Here is a 17,516-nt window from a genome sequence, read left to right as displayed (position 1 = left end):
GATTCTAGTTAGAAAATTTCCGAAGGATTTAGATCCAAACCTTCGACCTCGATACCGCCAGTTCCGGCAGGTAAGCGGTTGAACAGCTCTTCGTCCTTGCCCTTTTGGATCACGATCTCGACCCGCCGGTTGATCGAGCGGTTCTCGGCTGAATTGTTTGGAACCAGCGGTTTGGAGTCGGCATAACCCGACACCTCGTAACGAGATTGATCGATCCGCGGATCGGCAAACAGCTCTTGCGCCACCGACAGCGCTCGTGCCGCCGACAAACCCCAGTTGGACTGGAACTCCGCAGTCGAGATCGGAATGTTATCGGTGTGGCCTTCGACTGCCACCATACCCTTGATACCCAGCAGCACGTCTCGAATTTTGGAGATGATCGGTACAAATTCGGCATTCAACTCGGCCGCACCGGATGTGAATGAGCCCTTCTCCTTGACCCGGATAATCACCTTGCCGTCGCGGGTTTCCACATCAACACTGCCTTCACCGATCTCTTTTTGCAGCGCCAGCGCCATGGTGAGCGCATCCTGTTCGGCTTCGGAACGATTCTGCTCCTGCTGCGCTTCCTCCTCCTTCATCTGCCGCAACAGCTCCTGCAGCTCACCGGCGTCCATATCCAGGAACTCAGCTCGGCCTTCTTGACGACGCACATCGAGATTGCGCTTGGAGGTATCGGTGGAGAACTGGCGTACTTCGTTCAACGGCGTCGGTTCCGGGCGCCCCGGACTGAACTCCTGGGCGATAATACTGGTGCCCTTGGGAATATCCTTGGCCTTGATCTGGTTCTGAACCCCGAAGGCTTCGCGCATCGAACCGGCCAGCTGCTTGAACTTGAGAACGTCCATCTCCGAGAACGACAGCAACAGTACGAAGAAGCACATCAGCAGCGACATCAGGTCGGCAAAGGTCGCCATCCAGGCCGGGGAGCCGGGTGGGGGACATTTACACTCTTCGGCTTCTTCGCTCATTGCCTCAAACCGTCTCAGCAGCCCAACCAGTCGTGCGGACTATCAGGCCTCAGCCTCAGATCCGCCACGCTTACTTTCGGACAGATAGTTCTTCAACATCTGCTCAATCACGCGCGGGTTCTGACCCGCCTGGATCGCCAACAGTCCGTCGATGGTCAGCGCCTTATTGGTCGCTTCCTCTTCCTGACGCACCACCAGCTTGGACGCGATCGGGCCAGATACCATGTTGGCAATCATCGCCCCGTACAACGTGGTCAGCAGGGCTACCGCCATCGCCGGACCGATCGCCTTGGGGTCGTCCATGTTGGACAGCATCTGTACCAGGCCCACCAGCGTACCGATCATCCCCATCGCCGGGGCCGCGTCGGTCATGGTATTGAACATATTGATCGCCACTTCGTGTCGATTCTTGGCCTGGTTCATATCCTTGGTCAGCAGGGTGCGGACCACTTCCGGATCATGACCATCCACCAGCAGCTGGATGCCACGCTGCATAAAATCGGTGCTGACCTCCTTCTCTTCCAACGACAGCAGGCCGCCCTTACGAGCCGCGTCCGCCAGTTCAACCGTTTCGGAGATCAGTTCGTCGGGAGATACCGACTTGAACATAAAGGCCTTACCGGCCGCCTTGAAGGAGCCGATAAACTGGGCCAGGGTATTCTGCATCAGTACCACCATGATGGTACCGCCGATCACGATCAGCATTGATGGCGGGTTGATGAAAACCCCCGCGCTGCCACCGAGGATGATGGCCGCGATAATGATGCCGAATGAGCCGACCAGGCCAACCAGCGTTGCGATATCCACCCTGAAACCCCCTTAAAACCTTAGGATTCAACAGAAGCTACTGTTTTGCTTCTATTTCTATGCGAAAGGAATGCAAGATCATAACAAAAAAACGGCATAAAAGATCACCTATACCCTGCATCTTCCCGTTATCTTTTGGTTATCTAATGGCCCCCCGTCCGGCAGCATCGACGCGGGCGCCTACAGCCTGGATTGACCCCCTCCGGGGGCTCAGGTAGTGTAAGCGCTCCTAATCCTCAGCCGTCCAGAAGTCAGCCGTTATGCCCCGCAAAAGCCAAGTCCCCGATTTCGAAGCCAGCCTCAGCGAACTCGAGAAGCTGGTGGATCAGATGGAGCAGGGTGAACTGACTCTGGAGCAGTCGCTGCAGGCCTTCGAGCAGGGCATCAAACTGACCCGCGATTGCCAGCAACGACTCAGTCAGGCCGAGCAGAAAGTGCAGGTACTGATCGAGCAGAACGGCCAGATCGAAGCGGTCGACTTCGAAACCGGCGAGCCGGTGGAAAACTGAGCCGGCATGAACCCCAAGCAAGCCCTCGCCAACCGAATCGAACCCCTATGCCAACGGGTCGATAGCGCGCTATCGTCCAGCCTTGAAACCGCCCCCCATCCCGATGGACATCCGGCCCGACTGCTGGACGCGATGCGCTACAGCCTCTTCAATGGCGGTAAGCGGATCCGCCCGGTGCTGGTCTACGCTGCCTGTGAGGCGCTGGGTGGCGAACCTGCTCGAGCCGACAATGCGGCGGCAGCGGTTGAGTGTATCCACGCCTACTCCCTGATCCACGATGATCTACCGGCGATGGACGACGACGAGCTGCGCCGTGGCAAGCCCACCTGCCATATCGCCTTCGACGAAGCTACCGCGATTCTGGCTGGTGACGCGTTACAGAGCCTGGCCTTTGAGCTGCTGGCCAACGACCCAGCACTGGCGGCTGAAAACCGCCTGGCGATGCTGCTCTGTTTGAGCCGAGCCAGCGGCGCCAGCGGCATGGTGGCAGGTCAGGCGCTGGACATGGACGCCGAAGAGAAAACCCTGACACTGGCGCAGTTGGAGCGGGTTCACAATCTCAAAACCGGCGCCCTGATCAATGCCTCGGTTGAACTGGGCGCCCGCGCCTCCGGTAACGCCGATCCGCAAACCCTGGCCGCGCTGGCGCAATACTCCAACGCCATCGGTCTGGCGTTTCAGGTCCAGGACGACATCCTCGACATCGAGAGCGATACCGAGACCCTCGGCAAGACCCAGGGGGCCGATCTGGCCCGGGGTAAGTCCACCTATCCGGCTCTGCTTGGCCTCAAAGGCGCCCACGAGATGGCCCAAAAACTCCATCAACTGGCCCTAGATGCACTGCAGCCGCTGCCCCAGAATACTGAGCTACTGCGCCTGATCGCCGACTACATCATCAGCCGCGACCACTAATACCAATCACCGGCGGCTACACCGGCCACTGACTAGACTGTTTCTATGCACCGTACGCTTCCCAGTTGCCGTCCCGAAACCCCGCTGCTTGATCGGATCGACGATCCGGCCACTCTGCGCCAACTCCAACCCGGTGAACTAGCCGAGCTGGCCGAACAGCTACGCAGCTACCTGCTTTACAGCGTCGCCCAAAGCGGCGGTCACTTCGGTGCCGGACTCGGGGTGGTCGAGCTGACCCTGGCGCTGCACTATGTCTATAACACCCCCGAGGACAGCCTGATCTGGGACGTGGGCCACCAGTGTTATCCCCATAAGATCCTGACCGGCCGTCGCGAGCAACTGCCCCGGATCCGCCACAGCGATGGCCCGGCGCCATTCCCGAAACGGCACGAAAGCCGCTACGACTGCTTCGGTACCGGTCACTCCAGCACCTCGATCAGCGCCGCGCTGGGGATGGCACTGGCGCATCAGCTCCAGGGTGAAGACAAGCGCGCCGTGGCGATCATCGGTGACGGCGCCATGACCGGCGGCATGGCATTCGAAGCGATGAACCACGCCGCCCATACCAGCGCCGACCTGCTGGTGATCCTGAATGACAACGATATGTCGATCTCGGCCAACGAAGGCGGCTTGGCGACCTACCTAGCCAAACATCTGCGCAATGCCTTCGACATCGACCAGGTCAGCCGTGACGGCAACGGCCATCGTACCGAGTCCGGCACCGCCGCCGCGCTGTTCGAAGCGCTCGAGTTCAGCTACAGCGGCCCGATCGATGGCCATGACCTCGATGCCCTGATCGGCGAGCTGAGTCGCCTGCGTCAGGCCAAGGGCCCGCAGTTCCTGCACGTGGTCACCACCAAGGGCAAAGGGTTTGAGCCGGCCGAACAGGATCCGGTCGGTTACCACGCGATCACCAAGATGCCCTCACCGCAGGAGGCCGAAGCGCCCTCTCAGCCCGGGATCAAATACTCAACGCTGTTTGGCGACTGGCTCTGTCAGCAAGCCAGCCAGGATCAACGGCTGGTGGCGATCACGCCGGCGATGAGCGAAGGCTCCGGGATGGTCGAGTTCGCCCAGCGTTTTCCGGAACGCTTCTACGATGTCGCCATCGCCGAACAACACGCCCTGACCCTGGCCGCCGGGCTGGCCTGCCAACAAGCCAAGCCGGTGGTGGCGATCTACTCCACCTTCCTGCAGCGCGGCTATGATCAACTGATCCACGATATCGCGCTGCAGCAGCTGGATGTACTGCTGGCGATCGACCGCTCCGGGTTGGTGGGCGAAGACGGTCCGACCCACCACGGCAGCTTCGACCTGAGCTTTCTGCGCTGCATTCCCGAACTGGTGATCATGACTCCGGCGGACGAAGCCGAAACCGTGCGTCTACTGCAGACCGGCTATCAGCATCCGGGACCCGCCTGTGTTCGCTACCCCCGCGGCAAAGGGCCGGGAGCAACTCCGGCGCCGAACCCTGAGCCAATCCCACTGGGACAAAGCCGCACGCTTCGCACCGCTGGGGGTAGCAACAAGGCCGCACTACTTAACTTCGGCCACCTGCTGCCGACGGCCCGCGAGGTCGCCGAGTCACTGGATCTGACCCTGGTGGATATGCGTTTTGTCGTCCCGCTGGATGAAGCCCGACTGACCGAACTGGCATCCGACCACCAGCTGTTGGTCACCCTGGAAGAGAATGCCATCGCCGGCGGCGCCGGTTCAGCGGTTAACGAATGGGCCGCTCGGACCAACCAATCGATCGCTCTGATGAATCTGGGACTGGAGCATCAGTTTATCGGTCACGGCCAACCGGATGAGTTGCGCCAACAGGCCGGGTTGGATGCGGAAACGCTGATCAGACGGATTCAACAGCGAATCGAAGCATAAAGCCGGGGTAGCGATCCCAGGTTCAGGCGACATTGGTCAGCGTGGTTAACGCTGACCCTATCCAAGCCATCAACTTGGCATCTCCATCATTTCGGAGATCTCCAGCGTCCCACCAAGCTGGAAATGTGGACAGCCACCGAGCAACTGCAGTGCCTGGTCCATATCCTCTGCTTCCAGGATGGAAAAACCCATGATGGGATGGGGCGAAGGTAGATCGGAAGGCCCTTCGGCCGTCAAAACCTTCGTGATCCCCACAGGATTCCCAGGATTGATAAGAGCCGGGCCTAGACCTGCCGCCCAGTGCTGCCATTCCTGCATCATTCGTTCACCCTCTTCCGGCGACTCAGGCTTTCTACCGCCATGATAGGTAAAGATAAATTGTGCCATTACTGTATCCTCCGGCTTTTGAAAATGAGGCCCATGGCGATTCCCGACAACACAAAGTGCACCAGCTGAAACGTCGTTTGGTACAGCAGGAAGACGGAAACCGGCTCAATGTTAAACTTGGCGACATTAGCGAACGCCATCACGCTGTAAGTCAGCAAACCCGCAAGTAAATTAAACTGGACCCCCAAGCGGATCGTCGAAGGACGCCCCGCCAGATAATAGGGAAACAGATAACCAATCACTGCGCCCTGGAGCACAACGGCCGACATCCCGTATGCCATGAGGGGCTCGGTACGCTGGAGCGCACCTATTGCCGCATACAGGTCATGGAACAGAACCATATGCCATGGATAGGCCCAGCACATGGTGATCACGAAATAAGCCGCAACGAATTGAGCAATCTTTCTGGTAGAGACCATAGGACTATCCTTGAACCCCTCTAATTACTTCTATAATAGAAGTAATAGCAGAACACTTCTCTTATGCAAGTATTTTAAATGGCTGTAAAAATCGAACACCGAACCCGAACCGGCTGCCCCGTTGCCTGTTCCATGGATATCCTGGGCGACCACTGGACGCTACTTGTGATCCGAAATCTATTGTTTTTCGGCGTTCACGAATTCAAAGACATGCTGCTGATGCCTGAGAAAATCTCCACCAGCGTCCTGACCGAGCGCCTGAAAATGCTGGAAAGAGAAGGTCTCGTTGCCCAAATACCCCATCCGGAAAGTGCCCGCAGGAAGCTCTATTACCTGACGGATATGGGTAAGGACCTGATCCATGTACTGACGCCACTGGTCTACTGGGCAGACAGCTATTTAGCGCACTATCTCGACATTCCCACGGAAAAAAGGAACTTGATGGACCAAGGCCAGGAAGCCTTTAAGGCCGCAATGCTGGCTGAACTCCAGCGTTGGGAAGCTGAGTTTTTAACCGGTTAGAAATCGAAGAGGACGATCCACCGACTGAGCTTTAGGCTTTACCGAGCCAGCTCAGCCACCGAGCCCTGCCTTGATGCGGCTGGGTCATAGACGGGGTGTTTGGCGAAGAAGCGCCCAGAGTCACCGGCTGGTACTGATGGGAGGCTGACCCAGAAGTTCGAGGCCTACTGGGTCGGAGCGATAAGTCTGCTCGATTATTCGTCGTCGGCGAAGTGATGCTCGGACATCATGTGCCCCAGCTTGCCGGCCTTGGTGGCCAGGTACTGCTCGTTGTGGCTGTTCTTGCCCACCTGCAGCGGTTCACGGTCGACCACGTTGACGCCGAAACCCTTCAGCGCTTCCACCTTGCGTGGGTTGTTGGTCATCAGCCGTACCGACTTGATTCCCAGGTGCTCCATCATCGTCACGCACATGCTGTAATCGCGCAGGTCGGCGGCAAAGCCCAGCTTCTCGTTGGCTTCGACCGTATCGGCCCCCTGATCCTGCAGATGGTAAGCCCGGATCTTGTTCAGCAGTCCGATACCCCGGCCTTCCTGGCGCAGATACAGGATGGCGCCGCTGCCATTATCCGCAATCCGCTTCATCGCTTCCTGGAGCTGGAAACCGCAATCGCAGCGCATACTGAACAGCGCATCGCCGGTCAGGCACTCGGAGTGAATCCGTGCCAGCACCGGAGATTCGGGATCCAGTTCACCGAACGTCAACACCACATGCTCCTTACCGCTCTGCTGGTCTTCAAAACCATGCATCTGGAAGGTCCCCCAGGGGGTGGGTAGCTTGGAGCTGGCGATATAACTGACTGACACGGGAATCATCTCTAAAAAATCGGCGCTGTATTCTAGCAACCGGGACAATGGCTTGGCGACCATTTAAACAAAATTGATATTCCGCACCCTAGACCAACACAGAATCCCTGCTATATATACTAAAGTCTAACAAGCAAAAAATAGCTCGATGACTAACGGGAGCACAGCCATGTTCGACCTGTTATCGATTCTTCTGGCAGTGGTGGTGGTGCTGGCCGCACCCAAGATCTGGGCTCGCTATGTGTTCTTTAAGCATAACCGCGATAGGCAGGATCTGCCCGACAGCGGCGGCGAGCTAGCCTGCGAACAGCTTCGCCAGCTGCACCTGCCCCAGGTCCATCTGGAACCAACGCAACATCGCAGCCATTACGATTCTGACAGCAAGGCGGTTTGCCTCAGCCCCAACTGCATGAATAACCACAGTTTGACGGCGCTGGTTAAAGCCGCCTACGAGGTGGGCCACGCCTGGCAGGACCATCGCAAGGCCGCCGCCGGACGGTTTCGGGCCGGACTGCTGCATCTGGCCGAGCAGGGGGAGCAGATCGGCTCCGGTGCACTGCTACTGTCACCGCTGGTGGCATTGCTCGAGCCCAGCATCGGTGCCACGCTGCTGTTTTGTGCCGTCGTCAGCATGCTGACCGGTGCGCTGGTCCACCTGATAATCATCCCGCTGGAATGGCAAGCCAGCTTCGAGTATGCCCTGCCCTTGCTGGTACGCTCGCAGCAAATCAAGCAGCAGGATCGACCCGCCGTGAAACAGCTGCTGGCCGCCTGCGCCCTGAGCCCCTTCGCTTATGCGCTGGCCAACCTGCTGGACGGGCGCCACTGGTTGAAGGTGCTGGGGTTTCGACTTCCACAGCTCGACTGACTCGGCTACTTCACCCCTAGATCCCGGACCAGGTTGCCGTAGCGATCCCAGCTGACGATATCGTCTTCACTGTCTACCCTATCGGGTCCCCGGGACCAGATATCCATGATGTCGTAGGCCCCCGGGTATTGGTATTGATAAGGCTGCCCCCAGGGGTCGACGGGAATGCCCGGCAGGTAACCGGCCTCGACCAACACCTGCAAGCCGCCCGCCGCGCTGCTGGGTGGCCCGACTCCCCGATCGGTCCCGTAGCCCCCGACGGCACTCTCGATGATCATCAAGCCATCACGAGCCCGTCGGGCATCGGCTTGCTGCGGACTCTCCAATGCCTCGACATAGTGGGCGCTGATCACCACCACCACCAGCACACAGAGCATGACGATCACCAGATCCAGCAGTGAGATATCTTTCCGATTAAGCCCCATGATCTGCTCCCTTAGCGGCGCCCGAACCGGCCCACACCTTGGATACCTCGGCAGGGTCAACTTCGCTGACCGTTTCGAGCATCACCACCGGCGGGATCACCGTGCCTTCAAGCAGCTTGGCTTCCACTGGAAACTGCTCGACGGTGTTTTCCAGAATCTGCTGCAACGCCAGCCGGTACCAGAGTCTGACCTCTAGTTTCAGCGGGCCACTGGCGGCCTCACCCAATGGCACCCGATAGCCGATTCGATCGGTTTCCATCGGCCGGATCGGTTTACGCTCGTAGTGCATCCGGTTGACATCGAACAGGATATGACGATCGTTGTAAGCCCCGTCATCGTTGTACATCCGTTTGATGTAGCGCACCGCCTCCGGGTCTTCCTGTCCCTGCTCCCAGTCGAACCAGCCCGAGTGATAGACGACCTGGTTTTGGCTATCCGTCAGCTTCAGCTCAATCCACAGATAGCGCTGGTCCAACGGGCCGGTGGGCAGATTATGGCCGGCGCCGCTGTTGGTGATGGCGATCTCGATCGGTAGAGCGCCATTGGATTCCAGCGTGCCGGTGGATACCTCCATATCGGCCGCCGACTTGAGCAGATCCAGAATCAGGCCCTGCTGTTTCTTCAAGTCGGTCAGCCACTCTTCGCCGCTCATCAGCTCGTTCCTTCCCGGAACCCAGCCCCCGCGTAGGGTCACAATGGTCTGCTTTGGCAGGTCGGACTCGGTCAACAGGTAATTGTTGCCGACGAAGCGGTGCGACATCTTCCGTTCTGGCTGCTCACCTCGCTTGAGCGCATCGACGTAACGGGCCGGTTCAGCATCCATATGGCAGTCCTGGCACTGGATATTACGATCGGCGTATTCGCTCAGACGCCACTCGTCGAAGGTTTCCTGAAAATGCAGCGGAAAGTCACCGTTGATCCGCTCCGGGCGGATCTCGGTATGGCAGGTCCCGCACATCTCCGACTTGCCCATCATCGGGTTATGCCGTTTCGCCTGCATCGATTTGGCGTGTTGCTCCGGCGCCGCCATGATCAGGGTCGGATCCAGATAACGCTTGATCTCGTTGATATTCAGAGTCAGCCCGGCGTTACCGGCCAAGGGCCGCGCTTCGACGGCCGTATGGCAGAGGATGCAGGTGGCTCCCTCTTCGATCGCCTCGTTCGGCCCCACCGCCGTTAACGGCGAGCCTTCACCCGCCAGAATGGCCAACGGCTCGTGACAGCCGTCACACCAACGGATCTTTTCCGTTGCCAACGCCCCACCGGCGGCGCTGCCGAACTCGTTCTGCAGAATGGCCGATTCGTAGATCAGATCGGGCCCGGTGATCGCATGAATCGACGAGGCCCACTCCTTGTACTCTTTTTCATGACACTCACCACAGAAGGTTGCCGAAGGCACCGAGCGCCAATTCACCAGATGTCCATCGGTGGTCTTCCATTCGGACGGGTAGAACGGGCTGCTATTGGTCCAGGGCATCGAATAAAACGGCAGCTCGGTCTTCCAATCGATACCGTCGCCCCCGGGGTTGGGTAGGAACAGCGTCAATCCGGCAAACAGCAGCAGTACGGCCACCACCGAGAAGGCGAAACGCAGGATCGGCCGAGTGACGGTGATATTAATTTTCACTTGGCGGCCTCCGCGGCAACGGCCCCAGATGCCGGCTGCTTATGCCGCAGCAGCCACAGCATATGGAATAGCAATACCGGTACCATCAACCCGCCGGCCCAGCGATGGACGGCGCCGAGCAGCAGTTGAGTCGGATTTTCCCAGAGCACGACCATGTCGAAAGCAAACAGCAGGCCTGGCAACGCGATCATCAACCCGGAACCGTAGGTCAGCAGCAACAGCACCAACAGCAGATAACCGATCTGTCGCTGGATAAACTGGTGCTCGTTCTCATCCGACTTCTTGCCGAGCTTCCAGGGGGTAACCAGCCAGCGTAAACGCTGCTTTTTCTCTTTCTGATGCAGGATGAAGAAGGGAATGACGATCAACAGGGAGATCACCCCACCCAGCAGGTGCAGGACCAAAATCAGCTGCGACGCCTGCCAATTGATATCCGCCGGCACAAACAGGTACCAGAAACCGCTGACCATCGTCAGCGCAATCGGGAACATCAAACCGTACAGCAGCGTCTTCAGGTTCTGGAAGAACTCGAAACCACGATCACCCTCACCTCCGGTAACCGTGAAATTTAACATTCCCATGATGGCCTCTTACTGGAGCAGTAAACCTGCCTTCGATTCATTCAGCACGAACCAAAAGCAAATACGAATCAGAATTACTTACTATACAAATAGTAGTGAGAATCAATTACTGATCCTTGATAGAGGTCAAATCCGGCAGAGAAGCCGTGTCCGATGCGAAAAAGGCGCAACAATATAGCGGCCCTAAGCTTGAAACTCAGCGGGGTATCCATCCATAAACCGATACCCCAATTGCGCCGACTCCCGCAAGGGCGCGGAAATCGGCTGGTGGTTCTAGCTCGCCGTAAAGTCGGCAGTCGGTGATCGCTGTGATCAGAGGCTGTTGATAAATTTCAGCAACGCCTGCCGATCCTCCTTCGACAGCTGCCTATAGTGTTGCTTGGCCTGCTCGGCCTCACCGCCATGCCACAGGATCGCTTCCTGAATATTGCGGGCCCGGCCGTCATGCAGGAAGTTGGTATGGCCGTTAACCAGCTCCACCTTGCCAATGCCCCACAATGGCTGGGTACGCCATTCGGTCGGGCTGGCCTCGAAGTCAGGACGGCCTTTCAGCCCCTCGCCCATATCGTGCAATAGCAGGTCGGTGTACGGATGAATCAGTTGGTTTTCCAGCCGCGCGATCTCGGTTTCGCCGGTGGTGATGTTGGACTTATGACAGCCGCCACAACCCGCCTCGGCAAACAGCGCCTCACCCTTGAGTGCAACCGGATCGTCCACGTCCCGTCGATACACCACCCCGAGGGTCTGCAGATAGGTCGTCACATCCACCAACTGCGCCGGTGTCATCTCGAAGTCCTTACCCTGGATCGCTTCCAGGCAGGCATTCTGTTCCGGCTCGCAGTTCTGGCGCGCCTTGTGGTTGATGGCTTGATCGTCATGACGATAGAGAAACAACGGGTTGTTCATCCCCATGTCGTTGTAGGCGGCCTCCGCCGACTGCTGGCGCACATCGTAGGAATTGGCCTTCCAGCCGAAGCGACCGATCACCTTGCCGCCCCGCTCCAGATCCCAGACTTTGTTAACCCGGCCGGATATCCCATCGCCGTCGGCATCATCCGGATCCGCCCAAGCCAGCATATCTTCCTCTTTGATCGCCTCCAGTAATCCCAAGCCATAGACCTGGGGGCCGAAGCGCATGTCGTACATCGTATCTGCAGGCAATGGGCCATAGGCCAGGTTGGTAATCAGGAATTCCGGCTTACGTAGGCTGTAGGTTTCGCCACCGGGAAGCACACCGGTCTCAGCCTCGACCCACTTGACCCGTACGGTCGCCTCCGGCGGTACACCGGCGACGGACTTATCGCTGAGCTGATGACCATAACCGGGCGGCGACAACGGAGCGCCATAAGGACCAGTGCCCGGAATCGAGACTCGCACGAAACCTTCCAACAGCGGCTCATGTTCGTTCATCGGCGGACGACCGCGGCCATCGGCTGGGTGGCAGCCTTCGCAGGTCACCGCGTTGTAGAGAGGCCCCAGGCCATCGTTATTGCTGGAAAAGCCCTCCGGCAGTGCCGCTTGCAGCGGTCGCTCAAAGAAGCCATCGCCCCGGTCAAAGGCCGCCGACAACCCCCAGCCCATATTGGGGATCTCCTGGGCGAAGGTCTCGCCGCTGCTGGAGTGGAAGTGAGTGGTATCGCCACCGGAGAGGCTCTTGGGGTTCTCCTGCTCCAGATAGCCCATGATATCCGGGTCTTCATAGGCCGCGTAGGGAGCCCAAACCGTCAGGTACGCTTGGTAGCCGAGCGCGCTAAGCGCCACCACCAGCACCCCGACTCCTATCTTCAGGAATAGGGAGCTACTGGGTTTCTCTGCGGGCGCTTCGGTCGTCGTTGCCGTTGTCATCCGTCACCCCCTCAGCTGGCCGAAGCCAATTGGTCAGCCCGAGCCCCATCACCCAAGCGGCTGCTTTGGTTGCGGGTCAGGAACAGACGCAGGCAGGCCAGGAATACGAACATGAACAACAACCAACCCAGGTACCCCAGCAACAGCGTCGAATAGGTGCTCTCGGTTTCGATCCAGACGCTGAAGAAGAAATAGGCGTACCAGGATCCACCGGCAAAGACCGGACCCAGCCACATGGTGATCTTACGATGTTGCATCGCCAGCGCATTGGTACAGATCACCGCAAAGATTGTCAGCCGCATCAACAACTCGGGGTTGTCGGTCCAGTAGACGAAGTTATCGACGTGGTAGTAGTAGATCAGGTTGGTCAGCTCGGTCAGCAACGCCAACGCCATCCCGACCCGCAGGATGGTGTAGAGAATATGTAGGATCCGCTTCTCGGCCGGCTCGGTATGCCCCTTGGCCACCATGCAGAAATACAGCGTCATCACGCAGGTCGACGTACCCAGACAAAGCCCGACCGCCAGAAAGCGGACCAGCTGGGCGCTGTAAAGCCATGAAAGTTCAGATAAGTACATGTGATTTCACTCCCACAAGCGAGGTTTCAGTCTGGAAACATCCAGGACAAGAATTCAGTTGGAATCGGTTATGATTGGGGCTTAGCTTGCGCACCAACCTCATCGGCACGGCGCTTTTTCAGTGTCAGCATCCACGCCAGCACCGGTACGGCAATAAAGACGGCCTGCAACGCCAGGGATTCGAGGCTCGGAAAAATCCCCAGCCAACCGACCGTAGCCAAACCCTCCAGGTAGGTGTTGGGAATCCAACCGGCCACCTGCAACTCCAGCACCGACTTGCCGGCAAATACGACCGCCAACACAAACAGCAACGCCGCGGTACCGGAAAAGAACTGCTTCAACGGCAAACGTACCGATAGCTGGAAGATCGCCAGGTAGACCACGCCCAGCAACAGCAGCGCGAGTCCGAAACCGGCCGCAATCGGCTCCAAGCTGTCACCGACATCGGCCACCAGCGCCTGATAGAACAGGATGGTTTCCGCCCCCTCCCGGTAGACGGCAAAGAATGCCACCGACACGATCGCCATCAGGCTGCCGCTGCTGACCGCATCACCGAGCTTGTTGTGGATAAAGCCCTGCCACTGCTGCATCTCTCGGCGGGAAAACAGCCAGAAGCTGACATAACTGAGCAGTACCGCCGCCACCAGCATGGTCGCCCCTTCGATCGTTTCCCTGGCCGCACCGCTGCTGCTAATCAACCCTTGCAGTGCCCAGGCGGTCAGTACGCTGGCCACCAATGCCGCACCCACTCCGATCCAGATCAGCACTACCCGGTCCGCCGCGCCGGCCTTGCGCAGGTAGGCGACCAGCGCGGCGATCACCAACAGAGCTTCAACCCCTTCACGCAGCAGAATCAGCAACGATTGGATCGCCACCGACCAGAAACTACTATCGCTGTTGTCGATCAGCGGCGCCCGAACCAACTGGGCCCGCAGGCTGGACCAGAGCGACGCCACCTCGGCTTCGGGCTGACCACTAACGGCAGCCCCGATCAGGCGGCTGAACGCCATCTCGATCTCCAACATCGCCTGCTGGTCGGCCTGCGCCACGGCAAACTCCAGCCCCATTCCTTCAAAGCCGCCAAAATACAGATCGGAGAACTCGTTACCGTAGCGCACCGCCTCATCGGGACTGTATCCGGCCACCGCCCGATCACCGCGCTCGATCACCTGCGACATCACCAGAGGGTAATCGGTCGCTTCCGCCCAGGCAGTGGAGCCCAGCAGCAACCCCAGCATCAGCAACAGACCACGCAACCGGCTCGCCCATGCTGCCGACCCCCTGTCACTGAACGCTCCTTCCCAGGCTGATCCCTGCTCTCTTTTCATGCTTACAACATCCCCGCTAGTCGCTTGATATCTCGCTGAAGTTCTTTGATCTGCACTGGCTCTACCGAGGCGCGGCTGTACCGAAGCCGGATATAGGCCGAAATCACCAGTTCCAGCGCCGGGTACAGATTCTGGGCTTCAACCTCCAACCGCTGCAGCCATCGCTGCGGGCACTCCTGCGGGCCACAGTCCAGGCCTTGTTTGGCCATGGCCCGGTTGAGTTGCCCGAACAGCCGCTCGAGTGGGTCCTGCTTAGCCTTGCGGCGCCCAAGCAGCAGTCCGTAGATCAACATCAGCAGCAGCAAACTCAGCAGCGAAATCGCCAGCAACGACTTCCAGTCCACCGTCCGCAGGCCGGACTTTTTCATCAGTTCCACCTGCCGGTCGGGGTTGTAGTTCAGAATCCAGGTTTCAAGCCCGCTGCTCAGCGATACCAGCCAGTCCAGCCCCTTGGCCGGGTTGGCCCCGTGCTTCGGCTTGGACTGCCCCGCAGGTTTAGCCGATGGCTCCGGGGCCTTGGCGATCGGATCTTTGGCGGCTTTCTGTTTGTCGGGCTCGGCCTTGGTCGCTTTGGCAGCCGGTTTGGGCTGCTGCTTCGACGGCGGCTCGACAAAATCTTTGGCTTCAAAACGCTGCCAGCCTTTCGCCTCATCCCAGGCCTCAACCCAGACATGGGCATGGGCCTGACGGACCACGACAAAATTGGTCAGCGCGATCAGGCTGCCTCCCCGATAACCGGAGACCAGTCGGGTGGGAATACCCGCAGCGCGAAGTACCAGCGCGGTGGCACCGGCCAGGTGCTCGATACCGCCCTCTTTTCGGTCAAAGAAGAACTCATCCAGACTGTCTGGATACTCTTCGATGTCGGGCGTCTGGGTTAACTGGTAATCGCCTTCGGCCAGATGAACCTGCAGATCGTAGAGGCGTTGGGCTGGATCGGATTCGGCAAGCGCCAGCTCGCCACCCCATTGCTGTAGTCTCGGATTGGCGTTTTGCGGTAACTGCAGGTAACGACGACGCTCCTCCTCGGTCAGCGCACGGCCGCCGCTGTACTCCAGATAGGCTTGCTGCTGATAGTTAAACTCGCGGGTCAGCTTTCGAATACCCAACACCTGAAACTCGTTGGAGATAAAGGTCTCCGGACTGCTGCCGTAGGGAAAATCCAGCCCGTACATCCAACGACCGCCGTTGGCGGTGATCCGCGCCTCGTAAGATACCCGGTCCGATTTTGACGTGATGACCTGGTCCAACTGGGCACGCTTGCGGAACGAGTCTTTCAACAAGCGACTGCGATTGTCCCAGTCCGAGCGCATCTGCCACGAGATACCGTCGTAGAGGTCATAGACCGGGCCACGCCAGTAGAGGCGACTCTTGTAGGGCACCGCCCCTTCGAACTCAGCCACCAGAATCGGTGCATCGCTGGTTTTCAGCCGTGAGACCTTGCCCGCCTGCAGACTGGCTTTGAATACCTGCTCGCGCTGGTCCTGGTCGATCACCAGCTCGATCGGCAGCCCCATCACAATGCCAAGATCCCACAGCGGCCCCTGAATACGAGGTACGGTGACAAACAGAACCGCGGCGATCGGCAGGGCCAATAACAGCAGCCGGATTGTCGTGCCCAAGCGAGCCACCAACACCGACAAGCCTTCCGGCTCATCGATCAGCAGCTGCACCAGCACAAACGAAAATACGCCCAGCAGCAGATAGCTCAGGCCAACCAGCCCATTGAATTGCAGACTGCTCAGGGCAAACAGGACCAGGCTCAGCGTGGACAGGAATCGGAACTCACCCGGGCTGGAAGACTCGGCCCACTTCAGCGCCGCGGCGATCAACAGGCCACTAAGAAACGTCTGTCCACTCAGCCAGGGCTGAGCCCCGAGCTGGATCTGCACCGCCCAGGCCAAAAGCACCAGAACCACCAGCAGACTGCGAGCCCGCGGGCGGGGATTAACCCAGCCACGGGCCACGAACGGCAACAGCACCAGCCCCTGCAACATCAGCGGCAACGGCAGCAACGTAGGAATCAGGGCCAACAGCAGATAAACCGCAACCAGCCAATCCAGACGCCGATCGGCTACCGTACTGCTCGGTCGGTTCTGTAACTGCGAGCGGAGTCGATCACGGCCAGACAGCAGGCTGAGCACACTCATCGGCCCGCCTCCGGTATTCTGGCCAACGCACTCAAACAGCGATGCAGCTGAGGTGCACCAGCTGCCGGTTCAATCCGCAGCCCAGGCAACCGCAGACCAAACTCCAAGCCCCGGTTGAAGCTATCCAACACCCAGTGGGTCAGACAACGGATCCGAGCCTCATGCCCTAAACCGGCGGTATCTTCCCAGTGCAGCCAACCGGAGGGCAGACCCTCTTCACCATCGAACTGCTTGACCTGGAGCTGATCGTTACGAGCCAGGGCACGCCAATGGACCCGACGAAGATTGTCGCCGGGTTGATACTCTTTCAAGCCCGATAACGAATCGGTACCGTCGCGCCGATGGGCCTGTTCTCCCTCGGAACGAAGCTGCAATTCTTGTAGCTGTTCAGCCCGTGGGTAAACCAAGGCTTCCGGCAGCTGGCATAACACCACCGACCCCTGAAACAATCCCAATGGCCAGCAACTGCTTAAACGCAGCATCGACGCGGGATAGTCGCCCCGTTGCCGGGTTTCTACCGACAGCTCGACCCGCTGATGCTGATCCCCCTGCAGCGATAGCAACGCCGGTTGATCACCCAGTTGCAGCTGATGCCGCTTAGCCGTGTCACGCCCCTGCAGCACCACCCCGTAACGAAGCGATTGGCCGGCATGAACCGGCTCGACCCCGGCGCACTGACCACGGATGCCGCGCAGGTTTCGCAGGTTGCTCCAGAAGCTGATGATCAGCAGCGAACCAAGCAGAAAACAGAACGTGAACAGCAGGTTATTGCTGTGATTGATCGCCAGCAGGAAGATAACCAGCAGACAGACCAAAAACAGCCCGCCATTGGCGGTCGGCCGGATACGTCGGCGCGGTCCACCAGGCTGTTTCCGAAGCCGTTTCCCAAGCAACGTCATC

The 17,516-nt window shown here is 58.9% G+C and carries 18 protein-coding genes; 5 read left to right on the top strand and 13 right to left on the bottom strand.

Features of this window, described 5'->3' with window-relative positions; genetic code table 11:
* Window positions 1–8: 8 nt before the first annotated feature.
* Window positions 9–971: a flagellar motor protein MotB gene (locus DV711_RS16860; RefSeq protein WP_114696906.1), complete on the bottom strand. Its 963-nt coding sequence runs from the start codon at window positions 969–971 to the stop codon at window positions 9–11.
* 42 nt (window positions 972–1,013) lie between these two features.
* Window positions 1,014–1,778 carry a flagellar motor protein PomA gene (pomA, locus tag DV711_RS16855; protein ID WP_114696905.1) on the bottom strand — a complete coding sequence of 255 codons (765 nt, stop codon included), beginning with the start codon at window positions 1,776–1,778 and terminating at the stop codon, window positions 1,014–1,016.
* A gap of 260 nt (window positions 1,779–2,038) precedes the next feature.
* Between pomA and DV711_RS16850 the strand changes: the two genes are divergently transcribed.
* From DV711_RS16850 to dxs, 3 genes are read left to right on the top strand one after another with little or no spacing between them, the layout of a single operon-like run.
* Window positions 2,039–2,287: an exodeoxyribonuclease VII small subunit gene (locus tag DV711_RS16850; protein ID WP_114696904.1), complete on the top strand. Its 249-nt coding sequence runs from the start codon at window positions 2,039–2,041 to the stop codon at window positions 2,285–2,287.
* A gap of 6 nt (window positions 2,288–2,293) precedes the next feature.
* A complete protein-coding gene (ispA, locus tag DV711_RS16845; RefSeq protein ID WP_114696903.1) occupies window positions 2,294–3,199 on the top strand; it encodes a (2E,6E)-farnesyl diphosphate synthase in 906 nt (301 codons plus the stop codon).
* A gap of 45 nt (window positions 3,200–3,244) precedes the next feature.
* Window positions 3,245–5,080, top strand: coding sequence for a 1-deoxy-D-xylulose-5-phosphate synthase (gene dxs, locus DV711_RS16840; RefSeq protein ID WP_114696902.1), 1,836 nt, complete (start codon window positions 3,245–3,247; stop codon window positions 5,078–5,080).
* A 69-nt stretch (window positions 5,081–5,149) separates the two neighbouring features.
* On the opposite strand, the gene DV711_RS16835 is transcribed toward dxs, so the two are convergent.
* Both DV711_RS16835 and DV711_RS16830 read right to left on the bottom strand, forming a co-directional pair.
* Window positions 5,150–5,467, bottom strand: a complete 318-nt coding sequence (locus DV711_RS16835; RefSeq protein ID WP_114696901.1) for a YciI family protein — start codon at window positions 5,465–5,467, stop codon at window positions 5,150–5,152.
* Complete coding sequence (locus tag DV711_RS16830) at window positions 5,467–5,886, bottom strand: hypothetical protein (protein WP_114696900.1); 420 nt, start codon at window positions 5,884–5,886, stop codon at window positions 5,467–5,469. The genes DV711_RS16835 and DV711_RS16830 overlap by 1 nt, the downstream gene beginning before the upstream one ends.
* 78 nt (window positions 5,887–5,964) lie before the next feature.
* Between DV711_RS16830 and DV711_RS16825 the strand changes: the two genes are divergently transcribed.
* Window positions 5,965–6,408, top strand: coding sequence for a winged helix-turn-helix transcriptional regulator (locus DV711_RS16825; protein WP_114696899.1), 444 nt, complete (start codon window positions 5,965–5,967; stop codon window positions 6,406–6,408).
* 194 nt (window positions 6,409–6,602) lie between these two features.
* Here DV711_RS16825 and ribA read toward each other — a convergent pair whose 3' ends face one another.
* Window positions 6,603–7,223 carry a GTP cyclohydrolase II gene (ribA, locus tag DV711_RS16820; protein WP_424398996.1) on the bottom strand — a complete coding sequence of 207 codons (621 nt, stop codon included), beginning with the start codon at window positions 7,221–7,223 and terminating at the stop codon, window positions 6,603–6,605.
* A gap of 160 nt (window positions 7,224–7,383) precedes the next feature.
* On the opposite strand from ribA, the gene DV711_RS16815 reads away from it, so the two are divergent.
* Complete coding sequence (locus tag DV711_RS16815) at window positions 7,384–8,082, top strand: zinc metallopeptidase (RefSeq protein ID WP_165840150.1); 699 nt, start codon at window positions 7,384–7,386, stop codon at window positions 8,080–8,082.
* 5 nt (window positions 8,083–8,087) lie between these two features.
* Here the strand turns inward: DV711_RS16815 and DV711_RS16810 are convergent, their stop codons facing one another.
* The 8 genes from DV711_RS16810 to DV711_RS16775 all read right to left on the bottom strand — a co-directional run bounded on the left by DV711_RS16810 (window position 8,088) and on the right by DV711_RS16775 (window position 17,515).
* A complete protein-coding gene (locus DV711_RS16810; protein ID WP_114696897.1) occupies window positions 8,088–8,507 on the bottom strand; it encodes a type II secretion system protein GspG in 420 nt (139 codons plus the stop codon).
* On the bottom strand, window positions 8,497–10,134 hold the full coding sequence (locus DV711_RS16805; RefSeq protein WP_114696896.1) for a multiheme c-type cytochrome: 1,638 nt from the start codon (window positions 10,132–10,134) through the stop codon (window positions 8,497–8,499). Before DV711_RS16805 ends, DV711_RS16810 begins: the two co-directional genes overlap by 11 nt.
* The gene (locus DV711_RS16800) at window positions 10,131–10,715 is read right to left on the bottom strand and encodes a hypothetical protein (RefSeq protein WP_114696895.1); all 585 of its coding nucleotides are present in this window, start codon (window positions 10,713–10,715) and stop codon (window positions 10,131–10,133) included. The genes DV711_RS16805 and DV711_RS16800 overlap by 4 nt, the downstream gene beginning before the upstream one ends.
* A gap of 312 nt (window positions 10,716–11,027) precedes the next feature.
* Window positions 11,028–12,560 carry a di-heme oxidoreductase family protein gene (locus tag DV711_RS16795; RefSeq protein ID WP_114696894.1) on the bottom strand — a complete coding sequence of 511 codons (1,533 nt, stop codon included), beginning with the start codon at window positions 12,558–12,560 and terminating at the stop codon, window positions 11,028–11,030.
* 11 nt (window positions 12,561–12,571) lie between these two features.
* Window positions 12,572–13,138 carry a hypothetical protein gene (locus DV711_RS16790; RefSeq protein ID WP_114696893.1) on the bottom strand — a complete coding sequence of 189 codons (567 nt, stop codon included), beginning with the start codon at window positions 13,136–13,138 and terminating at the stop codon, window positions 12,572–12,574.
* Between the two features lie 68 nt (window positions 13,139–13,206).
* Window positions 13,207–14,466 carry an FTR1 family iron permease gene (locus DV711_RS16785; protein ID WP_114696892.1) on the bottom strand — a complete coding sequence of 420 codons (1,260 nt, stop codon included), beginning with the start codon at window positions 14,464–14,466 and terminating at the stop codon, window positions 13,207–13,209.
* Window positions 14,467–14,468: 2 nt separating this feature from the next.
* Window positions 14,469–16,616, bottom strand: a complete 2,148-nt coding sequence (locus DV711_RS16780; RefSeq protein ID WP_114696891.1) for a transglutaminase TgpA family protein — start codon at window positions 16,614–16,616, stop codon at window positions 14,469–14,471.
* Window positions 16,613–17,515: a DUF58 domain-containing protein gene (locus DV711_RS16775; RefSeq protein ID WP_165840149.1), complete on the bottom strand. Its 903-nt coding sequence runs from the start codon at window positions 17,513–17,515 to the stop codon at window positions 16,613–16,615. The genes DV711_RS16780 and DV711_RS16775 overlap by 4 nt, the downstream gene beginning before the upstream one ends.
* Window position 17,516 lies beyond the last annotated feature (1 nt).

This window comes from Motiliproteus coralliicola (genome assembly GCF_003345655.1).
GTDB lineage: Bacteria > Pseudomonadota > Gammaproteobacteria > Pseudomonadales > Balneatricaceae > Motiliproteus > Motiliproteus coralliicola.
The sequence above is the reverse complement of the archived record's forward strand: the minus strand, read 5'-3'. Positions and strand labels throughout refer to the sequence as shown.

Bases quoted from the DNA above. Each gene is read 5' to 3' on its own strand.
- DV711_RS16860 (WP_114696906.1), bottom strand. From the start codon at position 971: ATGAGCGAAGAAGCCGAAGAGTGTAAATGTCCCCCACCCGGCTCCCCG.
- DV711_RS16850 (WP_114696904.1), top strand. From the start codon at position 2,039: ATGCCCCGCAAAAGCCAAGTCCCCGATTTCGAAGCCAGCCTCAGCGAA.
- ispA (WP_114696903.1), top strand. From the start codon at position 2,294: ATGAACCCCAAGCAAGCCCTCGCCAACCGAATCGAACCCCTATGCCAA.
- dxs (WP_114696902.1), top strand. From the start codon at position 3,245: ATGCACCGTACGCTTCCCAGTTGCCGTCCCGAAACCCCGCTGCTTGAT.
- DV711_RS16835 (WP_114696901.1), bottom strand. From the start codon at position 5,467: ATGGCACAATTTATCTTTACCTATCATGGCGGTAGAAAGCCTGAGTCG.
- DV711_RS16830 (WP_114696900.1), bottom strand. From the start codon at position 5,886: ATGGTCTCTACCAGAAAGATTGCTCAATTCGTTGCGGCTTATTTCGTG.
- DV711_RS16825 (WP_114696899.1), top strand. From the start codon at position 5,965: ATGGCTGTAAAAATCGAACACCGAACCCGAACCGGCTGCCCCGTTGCC.
- ribA (WP_424398996.1), bottom strand. From the start codon at position 7,223: ATGATTCCCGTGTCAGTCAGTTATATCGCCAGCTCCAAGCTACCCACC.
- DV711_RS16815 (WP_165840150.1), top strand. From the start codon at position 7,384: ATGTTCGACCTGTTATCGATTCTTCTGGCAGTGGTGGTGGTGCTGGCC.
- DV711_RS16810 (WP_114696897.1), bottom strand. From the start codon at position 8,507: ATGGGGCTTAATCGGAAAGATATCTCACTGCTGGATCTGGTGATCGTC.
- DV711_RS16800 (WP_114696895.1), bottom strand. From the start codon at position 10,715: ATGGGAATGTTAAATTTCACGGTTACCGGAGGTGAGGGTGATCGTGGT.
- DV711_RS16795 (WP_114696894.1), bottom strand. From the start codon at position 12,560: ATGACAACGGCAACGACGACCGAAGCGCCCGCAGAGAAACCCAGTAGC.
- DV711_RS16790 (WP_114696893.1), bottom strand. From the start codon at position 13,138: ATGTACTTATCTGAACTTTCATGGCTTTACAGCGCCCAGCTGGTCCGC.
- DV711_RS16785 (WP_114696892.1), bottom strand. From the start codon at position 14,466: ATGAAAAGAGAGCAGGGATCAGCCTGGGAAGGAGCGTTCAGTGACAGG.
- DV711_RS16780 (WP_114696891.1), bottom strand. From the start codon at position 16,616: ATGAGTGTGCTCAGCCTGCTGTCTGGCCGTGATCGACTCCGCTCGCAG.
- DV711_RS16775 (WP_165840149.1), bottom strand. From the start codon at position 17,515: ATGACGTTGCTTGGGAAACGGCTTCGGAAACAGCCTGGTGGACCGCGC.